This window comes from Parabacteroides caeci, assembly GCF_023656795.1.
Lineage (GTDB): Bacteria > Bacteroidota > Bacteroidia > Bacteroidales > Tannerellaceae > Parabacteroides > Parabacteroides segnis.
On the sequence record NZ_JAMOKT010000145.1, the window covers coordinates 1 to 1,503 of the forward strand.

Below are 1,503 nucleotides of genomic sequence, written 5' to 3' on the forward strand. Positions count from 1 at the left end.
CCTTTAAAAGTAAAAGAGACCTCTTCGTTTTCATAAAGGACCCGGACTGCTTCGCGAAACATATCCCAACTGGCCCCTTCTTGGCTGGCATTGTCACAAATATAAGCATTGGGAAGAGATATGTGGAAGATTGCATATTTATCCCCGACAGCTGGTTTTAATGATTCATTTGGTATAATTGCGCCATCTCGTTCAAACGGGACAATTTTAAATCGACGTTCCGCATGAATGTAACCTGTTAACTCATCATCGGTTTGTTTAAGGTCGAATTCTTTACCGACAAGGATTCCAGACTGGAATATGATAGTTGCTTTTTCTTTTGCAATCCGACATTGAGAATAATCCAAATCATCAGGAATGGAACTGTCCTTGATATCATAAAAATGCTTTGCTGCATCGACGGTTATGACTTCACTGACCGTACCAATTCTACCTGGGTAGATATGTGTGGCGTCATAGCTGTCTTCATTAAAATCAACTAAAGGCCGGTCGGAGCGGGTGATAAACATTCCATCTTCATCTGTCTTGTACTTTCTTCCCTGAAATTCTATCTCTTGATTTTTGGGTAACAACAAAGATGTACTCCCATAGGAAGCCAGATCAATGTTTCGTTCTCCTCCGTTAACATATAAAACCGTAACCGGCGCTTTTTCTCCCTGGCATTGACGAATAACTCCTGTCTTAAAACCATTCCCTTTTCCATATGATAGAGGCAATGGATTATCTTTGAATCGTTCCACTTTGCCAAAGTTGATCGTTTTACCAATGAATTCAAATTCTGTGTTGTATTCATCTGCAAAGCGGTTTAATGCTTCCATGCATGATTCATGGCTAAATGTAAGAGTTTTTTCAGGCGCGTCAATACAGGTTCCTATTATCCAGTCACTGTCATGCAGGTTCAAATTGTCAATCATTAATTGCATAAACATGCGTGGTTTAGCGGTTAACGGAAATTTCAATTTATGAGGTTTGCCAGAAAGAAACTTGTATATTGTCCGATTCAAAATCTCCCAATATCCCCCAAACTCAACCACATAATCCAGATTACGTTCACCGTGCTTTGTCAAGTTTTCAGGTTTCCAAAGAGTATATCGTTGACCTTGATAATTAATATAACTATATATCGGTATCTCAACATGGTTTGTCAGGGAGAAATAAAGATATACTTTATCCCCTTGACGGATAGCCCGATAACGATAACTGGTATCGTCGACTTCGATGTCAAGTATTATTGTTCCTGTTTTACTGTATATATTCATTTTCGGTTACTTTTTAATCTTTATTTTTACAGTGATTGACTTTGTCTTTTTCATTTTTCAAGATGACTAACCGGTGCGTCATAAGGGTTTCAGTAAGTTAATCGGTAAGTTCTTCGCTCCACAACTCAATGTCAGATTTGATATTCCGGGTATTGATATAGTGCAGTACCCAGAATACGATCTCGAATATGATAAAGCCTAGGAACCACATAATCCAGGTCCTCCAACTGGTCCACTAGGTTTA

Annotated in this window: 1 pseudogene; it reads right to left on the bottom strand. The window is 38.7% G+C overall.

The annotated features are described in order from the left end of the window. Positions 1-1,259 (bottom strand): annotated as a pseudogene (locus NBH15_RS29095) (hypothetical protein); the annotation flags it as partial. Positions 1,260-1,503: the final 244 nt, after the last annotated feature.